Below are 7,791 nucleotides of genomic sequence, written 5' to 3'. Positions count from 1 at the left end.
CCTGCGGCGAGAGCGGTTCGCCGACGCCCTCGCCGCGCTGGGCCCGCGGCCGGCCGCCGGCGAGGAGGACGTCGACGCGCTGCTCCTCCGCGCGGTCCTCCTGACGAGCAGCGGCGACCTGGCGGGCGCGGAGCACGTCTGCGCGCGCATCCTCGAGCGCGACGAGCTCAACGCCGAGGCCCACTACCTCCGCGCGCTCTGCCGCGAGCACGCGGGCGACCCGCTCGCCGCCGCGGACCACGATCGCTACGCGCTCTACCTGGACCCGACGTTCGCGATGCCGCGCCTCCACCTCGGCCTCCTCGCGAAGCGCGCCGGCGATCTCGAGCTCGCGCGTCGGGAGCTCGCGCGCGCCCGCGTGCTGCTCGCCGGCGAGGACGGGTCGCGCATCCTCCTGCTCGGCGGCGGGTTCACGCGCGAAGGGCTGCTGGAGGTGTGCCGCGCCGAGCTCGGCGCATCCGGGGGGACGGCGTGAGCGACGAGACGACCCTCGAGGGAACGGTCGCCGCGCTGCGGGCGGCCTTCGACGCCGCGTTCGCGGCGCCCTCCCAGGGGGCACGGCGCGATCTGGTCCCGCTGCTCGCGCTCCGCGCGGGCGGCGCCGAGCTCGCGGTCCGCGTGCTCGAGAGCGCCGGGCTCCTCCCGGCGAGGGTCGTCGTGCCGGTCCCGAGCCGGCGGCCCGAGGTGCTCGGCGTCTGCGGCCACCGCGGGGCGGTCCTGCCCGTGTTCAGCCTCGCCCGGTTGCTCGGGCTCCCCGACGCCGGCGAGGCGCCGCGGTGGATGCTGCTCGCTGGCCGCGAGGAGCGGGTCGCGCTGGCGTTCGAGGCGATCGAGGGGCACGTGCTCGTGCCGCCGTCGGCGCTGCAGCGGGCGGCGGGGGAGGGGCTGGGCCACCTCCCGGAGATCGCGGAGCTGGGCGGCGCGGGGCGTCCGGTGGTGAGCCTCCCATCGGTCCTGCGCGCCATCACGGAACACCGACCTGGAGAGTGACATGGAGCGAAGGCTCACGTTCTCGCAGAAGCTCGCGCTGGGGTTCGCCCTCGTCGTCGTGGTCGCGCTCGCGATCGCGGGCGTCGCCGTCCTCTCCCTCCGCGAGACGGTGGCGAGCAAGGACGCGGTCATCGAGCTCGCGGCGCGGCGGCTCGTGAGCGCCGAGCGCCTGAACGCGATGAGCTTCAGGAAGGCGGCGGAGGCGCGGGCGTACGTCATGACGAACGACGCGCGCTACCTCGAGGCGATGCGGACGGCGCGGGGGGAGATGCGCCGCGTCCTCGACGAGCTGCTCGCGCAGGAGCACGACGACGCGCTCCGCCGGCTGCTCGACGAGGTCGCCCGCGTCGAGGGGGAGCACGGGGCCGCGGTGGACGCGATCCTCGCGGACGCTCCCCGGGAGAAGCTCGAGGTCTCGGCGGCGCGGCTCGAGCGGGACGTGAGGCCCCTGCGCGAGCGGCTCAACGCCGCGGTCGAGACCTACATCGCCCGGCAGCGCGAGCTGCTCGAGGCGCGGCGGCGCCAGTCCACCGAGGCGGCGGCCGACGCGAGCCGGGTGGTGGTGGTCCTCTCGGTCGCCGGCGTCGCCCTCGCGGCCGCGCTCGCGATCCTGCTCGGGCGCACGCTCTCGCGCCAGATCGCCGGGGCGGTCCGCCACGTGGAGACGTCCTCCGCCGAGCTCAAGGCGGCCGCGGGCCAGCAGGCGACCGGCGCGAAGCAGCAGGCGAGCGCGATGGCCGAGATCACGACCACCATCAACGAGCTGCTCGCGACCTCGCGGCAGATCTCGGAGAGCTCCCAGCGCGTCGCGTCCATCGCGTCCGACACCGCCTCCGCCGCCCGGACCGGGGATCACGCGGTCCAGCGCAGCCAGGAGGCGGTGGGGGGCATCCGCCGCCAGGTGGAGCTCATCGTCGATCACATGCTCGACCTCGGCCGCAAGTCGCAGCACATCGGCGGCGTCGTCGAGATCATCAACGAGCTCGCCGAGCAGACCAACATCCTCGCCATCAACGCCACCATCGAGGCGGCGGGCGCGGGCGAGGCGGGGAAGCGGTTCCAGGTGGTCGCCGAGGAGATCCGCAAGCTCGCCGACCGCGTCGCCGGCTCGACGAAGGACATCCGCGTGCTCGTGGACGAGGTCCGGGCCGCGGTGAACACGACGGTGATGGCCACGGAGAGCGGCTCCAAGGCAGCCGAGGCGGGCGCGCGCCAGTTCGCGGAGCTGGCCGCCGCGTTCTCCCAGATCGCGCGCCTCGTCGGCTCGACCACCGACTCCGCCCGCGAGATCGAGCTCTCCACGAAGCAGCAGGCGACCGCGGTCGAGCAGGTGAACGAGGCGATCGCGAACGTCGCGCAGGCGACGCGCGAGGCGGAGGCGAGCTCCGGGCAGTCCCTGCAGACCGCCTCCGAGCTCGCGGCGATGTCCCGCGACCTCGCCCGGCTCGTGCAGAAGCGCGACGCCGCGTGAGCGCGATGGCCCGCGATCGCTACAAGTACTTCCGGATCGAGGCGCGCGAGCTGCTCGACGGGCTCTCGCGCGGGCTCCTCGAGCTCGAGCGGTCGCCGGAGGACCGCGCGGTGGTCGCGCGGCTGCTCAGGCTCGCGCACACGCTCAAGGGCGCGGCGCGGGTGGTGCAGATCCAGGGGATCGGCGACCGCGCGCACGCGGCCGAGGACGCGCTCGCCGCGCACCGCGACGCGGGCGACCCGCCCGTGCCTCGCGAGCGGACGGACGAGCTCCTGCGCCTCGTGGACGAGATGTCCGCCGCGGTCACCGCGCTCGATCAGCCGTCGCCGCCGCCCACCGCGCCCGCGCCGGGGGACGCGGCGCCCTCCGCGCGCCCGGACGGGCCGATCCGCACCGTGCGCGTCGATCTCCACGAGGTGGACGCCGTCGTCGAGACCACGCTCGAGGCGGGCGTCCACCTCGCGACCCTCCGGCGGCAGCTCGGGACGCTCGATCACGCGAAGGAGATCGCGCGGGCCCTGGCCGATCAGCTCTCGGTGCGGCGCGGCGAAGGCGGCCCGCCGCCCGCGCGCCTGCGGCCGCTCGTCGACGAGCTCGCGCGGACGCTCGATGGGGCGCACCGCGCGCTCGACGTCCGGGCGGATCAGGCCGAGCGCGAGCTCGGAGAGGTCCGGCACGCCGCCGACAGGCTCCGGCTCCTGCCGGCCAGGGCCATCGCGGGGCCGCTCGAGCGCGCGACCCGGGACGCCGCGCGCGCGCTCGAGCGCACGGTGACCTTCGAGCTCGCGGGCGGCGGCGTGCGCGTGGAGGCGAACGTCCTCACGGCGATGCGCGAGGCGCTCCTGCACGCGGTGCGCAACGCCGTGGCGCACGGGATCGAGCCGGCGGCCGAGCGCGCCGCGCGCGGGAAGGCCGCGCCGGGCCGGGTCCGGATCGAGGTAGAGCGGCGCGGGACGCGGGTCGCGTTCCGCTGCGTGGACGACGGGCGCGGGGTCGATCTCGAGGCGGTCCGGGCCGCCGCCGCGCGCAAGGGGCTCGTCTCCGCCGCCGACTCTGCCGCGCTCGACGACGCGGCGCTCACCGCGCTCCTCCTGCGAGGCGGCCTCTCGACGAGCGCCACCGTCACGGACGTCGCCGGGCGCGGGGTGGGGCTGGACGTCGTGCGCGACGTCGCCGCGCGCCTTCACGCGGAGGTCGCGATCCGCACCGAGCGCGGGCGCGGGACGCAGGTGGAGGTGGTCGTGCCCGAGTCGCTCACGGCCCTCACCGCGCTGCAGGTGGAGGCCTCGGGGGCGGTGGCGGCGGTGCCGCTCGACGCCGTCCGGAGCGCGACGTTCCTCGAGAGCGACCGCGTGGCGCACACGGCCGAGGGGGCGGCCGTCGCCCTCGGCGGCGCGCTCCTGCCGTTCGTTCCGCTCGCGAGCGTGCTCGGCCGCCCTCGGCCGTCCGGCTCCCGCCGCGCCTGGTCCGCGGTGGTCGTCGAGGCGGCGGGGGGACGCATCGTCCTGGGGACCGATCGCCTGGTGGGCACCGCGGAGGTCGTGGTGCGCCCGCTGCCGGCGTACCTGCGGCTCGATCCGGCCGTGGCGGGCGCGGCGCTCGACGGCGAGGGGAACCCGCGCCTCGTCCTCGATCCGGCAGGGCTCGTCGCGGCGGCGCGGGGCCGCTCCACCCAGGTGGAGGAGGCGCGCGCGCCGCGGGCGCCGATCCTGGTCGTCGACGACTCGCTCACGACGCGCATGCTCGAGCAGAGCATCCTCGAGTCCGCGGGGCACGAGGTGGACCTCGCCGTCTCCGCCGAGGAGGCGCTCGAGAAGGCGCGCACCCGGAGGTTCGGGCTCTTCCTCGTCGACGTCGAGATGCCCGGCATGGACGGGTTCGAGTTCGTGCGCGTGACGCGCGCGGACCCCCGGCTCTCGTCCACCCCGGCGATCCTCGTGACGTCCCGGGGGGCGCCGGAGGACCGGGCGCGCGGCCTCGCCGCGGGGGCGAGCGCGTACGTGGTGAAGAGCGAGTTCGATCAGGCGCGCCTGCTCGCGACCATCGAGGAGCTCCTGGGGTGACCGTGCCGATACGCGTGCTCGTCGTGGAGGACTCGCTCACCGTCCGCAAGCGCCTCGTCGAGGTGCTGTCGTCGGACCCGGAGCTCCAGGTCGTGGGCGAGGCCGAGGACGGGCGGCGCGGGATCGAGCTGTGCCAGCGGCTCCGGCCGGACGTCGTCACCCTCGACATGATGATGCCCGTGATGACCGGCGTCGCCGCGGCCGAGTACATCATGGCGTACTGCCCGACGCCCATCCTCGTCGTCTCCGCGTCGACGAACCGCGGAGAGCTCTTCCGCACCTACGACGCCCTCGCGGCGGGCGCCATCGACGTGCTGGACAAGCCGCTCGGGACGGAGCCCGACGGGGTCTGGGAGGAGCGGCTCCGCGGCACGGTGAAGCTCATCTCGCGCATCAAGGTGATCACGCACCCGCGCGCGCGGCTCGGGGCCATGTCGCAGCCGGCCGCGGCGGCGCCGCTCGCGGGTGAGCCGGCGGGCCCGACGCGGCTCGTCGCGATCGGCGGCTCGACCGGCTCGCCGGCGGCGGTGGTGGAGATCCTCCGCCGGCTCCCGCCGGAGTTCCCGCACCCGATCCTGCTCGTCGTGCACATCAACGAGCCCTTCGGCATCGCGTTCGCCGAATGGCTGGACGGGCTCTCCCCGCTGCGCGTCCGGTATGCGCGCGACGGCGAGCGCCTCGCCGAGCGCGGACCCTCGACGGTCCTCATGGCGCCCCCGGGCCGGCACCTCGCCGTCGAGCGGGGGGTCCTCAGGCTCGACGACGGTCCCGAGCGTCACAGCTGCAAGCCCTCGGTGGACGTGCTGTTCGAGTCGATCGCGCGCGACGGCGGCGCGGGCGCGCTCGCCTGCCTGCTCACCGGCATGGGGCGCGACGGCGCGCAGGGCCTCCTCGCGATCCGGCGGGCGGGCGGGGCCACGATCGCCCAGGACGAGGCGACCTCGGTGGTGTTCGGCATGCCCCGCGAGGCCATCCTCCTCGGTGCGGCGCAGCGCGTCCTGCCGATCCATGAGATCGGCGCGGCGATCGCGGCGCGCGCCGGCACGCCCAGGAGGTCGCCATGAGCGCCGTCCTGGTCGTCGACGACAGCCTGACCGTGAGGATGCACCTCGAGGAGGCCTTCTCCGCCGCGGGGTTCGAGCCCGTCCTCGCCGCCGACGTCGCGAGCGCGCGCCGCGCCCTCGCGTCCCGGCCGTTCGCGCTCGCCGTGCTCGACGTGCTCCTCCCCGACGGCGACGGCCTGGAGCTGCTCGCCGAGATCAAGGGCTCCCCGCAGCACGCGGGGACGCCGGTCGTGCTCCTCTCCACGGAGGCGGAGGTCCAGCACCGCGTGCGCGGCCTCCAGACGGGCGCGGACGAGTACGTGGGCAAGCCGTACGACGCGGCGCAGGTCGTGGCCCGCGCCCGCGAGCTCGTGCGCCGCCGCGCCGGCGCCGACCTGGGCGCCGCCGCGCGGCCGGTGCTGCTCGTGGACGACAGCGTGACGGCCCGGGAGGAGCTGCGCGACGCGCTCGAGCGCGCGGGGCTGCAGGTGGTGACCGTCGGCAGCGGCGAGGAGGGGCTCCGCGTCGCCGCCGAGCGGCGGCCGCGCGCCATCGTCGTCGACGGCGTGATGCCCGGGATGGACGGCGCCACGTTCATCCGGGAGATCCGCGCCGACGCGGCGCTCCGCACGACCCCCTGCATCCTGCTCACCGCGTCGGGTTCCGTGGGCGAGCTCAGCGCGCTCGACGCCGGGGCCGACGCCTACGTCCGCAAGGACGAGGACGGGAACGAGCTCGTGCTCGCGCGGCTCCAGGCGCTGCTCCGGAGCGCGACCTCGGCCCCCGAGGAGACCGCGGCCGGCGCGCCCACGGCGAGGCGCATCCTCGTCCTCGGGGCGAGCACCGCCCCGCTCGGCGACGTCGCCGAGACGCTGCGCCTCGAGGGGCACGACGTGGTGACGGCCGCCACGTCCGAGGAGGCCCTCGCGCTCCTCGCGGTGGATCGGGTCGACGCGATCCTGGTGGAGGCGACGCGGCAGGGAGACGCCTCGGCCGCCGCGTGCCTGCGCATCCGGGGCGACGCCAGGTGGCGCCACGTGCCGCTCCTCGTGGTCGGCGAGCGCTCGGAGCCGGAGGCCACGGTGGACGCGCTCGCGGGCGGCGCCGACGACTACGTGCCGCTGTCGAGCGGGCCGCTCGTGGCGCGCGCGCGCGTCCACGCCCAGCTGCGCCGCAGCCAGTTCGAGGACGAGAACCGGACGCGCGAGGGGTACGCGCGCAGCGCGGCGATCCTGGAGACGATCTCGGACGCGTTCTTCGCGGTCGGGCGGGACTGGCGCTTCGTGTACGTGAACCACGCGCTCGAGGAGATGGTGGGGGCCCCGCGCGACGCGCTCGCCGGCGAGGTCCTCTGGGAGCGCTGCCCGTTCCTCGCCCGGGGCCAGCCGCGCGCGGAGCTGGACCGGGCGGTCGAGGGCCAGGTGCCGGTGACGTTCGAGGCGCGCGAGCCGGGAGAGCGGTGGATCGAGGTCCGCGCGTTCCCGCACCGCGACGGCCTCACCGCCTACCTGCGCGACGTCACCGAGCGGCGGCGCACGCAGGAGGTGCAGGCGCACCTCCTCGGCATCACGGGCCACGATCTCAGGACGCCTATCTCGGTGGTGCGCGTCTCCCTCGACGTCGCGCTCCGCGACCCGCAGCTCTCCGAGCGGCACCGGCGCGTGCTCGGGCGCGCCGCCGGGGCGGCGGCGCGGATGTCACGACTCGTGAATGACCTGCTGGACTACTCGAGGGCCCGGCTCGGACGGGGGATCCCGATCGCGCCGCAGCCGACCGATCTCGACGCCATCTGCCGGGACATCGTCGAGGAGGTGAGCAGCGCGAACGGCGGCCGGAAGATCGCGTACCACCCCGGCGCCGACGGGTCGGGCGAGTGGGATCCGGATCGCATCGGACAGGTGCTCACGAACCTGCTCACGAACGCGGTGCGCTACAGCCAGGAGGGCGCGGCGGTGTCGCTCGCGTGGAGCGCGGAGGGAGACCGCAGGGTCATCGCGGTGCACAACGAGGGGTCCCCCATCGACCCCGCGCTCCTCGCCAACATGTTCGAGCCGTTCGAGCGCGGCCGCACGGCCGCGAGCGGCGGGGCGGGACTCGGCCTCTTCATCGTGAGGGAGATCGTGCGCGCCCACGGGGGGAGCGTGGCGGTCACCTCCGAGGCGGGGCGGGGCACGACGTTCTACGTGAACCTGCCGGCGCGCGCGGGCTGAGGCACCGGCGCCGT

Annotated in this window: 5 protein-coding genes and 1 pseudogene; all 6 read left to right on the top strand. The window is 76.0% G+C overall.

Annotated features, from left to right (window positions below; all coding sequences use genetic code 11):
- A pseudogene (locus MNZ39_RS10450) lies at positions 1–475 on the top strand (chemotaxis protein CheR); the annotation flags it as partial.
- Complete coding sequence (locus MNZ39_RS10445; RefSeq protein WP_242338100.1) at positions 472–990, top strand: chemotaxis protein CheW; 519 nt, start codon at positions 472–474, stop codon at positions 988–990. The pseudogene MNZ39_RS10450 and the gene MNZ39_RS10445, both read left to right, overlap by 4 nt.
- Before the next feature lies 1 nt (position 991).
- A complete protein-coding gene (locus tag MNZ39_RS10440) occupies positions 992–2,461 on the top strand; it encodes a methyl-accepting chemotaxis protein (RefSeq protein ID WP_242338098.1) in 1,470 nt (489 codons plus the stop codon).
- 5 nt (positions 2,462–2,466) lie between these two features.
- Complete coding sequence (locus MNZ39_RS10435) at positions 2,467–4,524, top strand: response regulator (RefSeq protein ID WP_242338126.1); 2,058 nt, start codon at positions 2,467–2,469, stop codon at positions 4,522–4,524.
- Entirely contained in the window at positions 4,521–5,588 is a 1,068-nt protein-coding gene (cheB, locus tag MNZ39_RS10430) for a chemotaxis-specific protein-glutamate methyltransferase CheB (protein ID WP_242338095.1), read from the top strand. The genes MNZ39_RS10435 and cheB overlap by 4 nt, the downstream gene beginning before the upstream one ends.
- Entirely contained in the window at positions 5,585–7,777 is a 2,193-nt protein-coding gene (locus tag MNZ39_RS10425; protein ID WP_242338093.1) for a response regulator, read from the top strand. The genes cheB and MNZ39_RS10425 overlap by 4 nt, the downstream gene beginning before the upstream one ends.
- Positions 7,778–7,791: the final 14 nt, after the last annotated feature.

The sequence above is a fragment of the Anaeromyxobacter sp. SG66 genome (assembly GCF_022690805.1).
Taxonomy (GTDB): domain Bacteria; phylum Myxococcota; class Myxococcia; order Myxococcales; family Anaeromyxobacteraceae; genus Anaeromyxobacter; species Anaeromyxobacter soli.
Note: the sequence above shows the minus strand (reverse complement) of the source record. Positions and strands in the feature narration are given on the sequence as shown.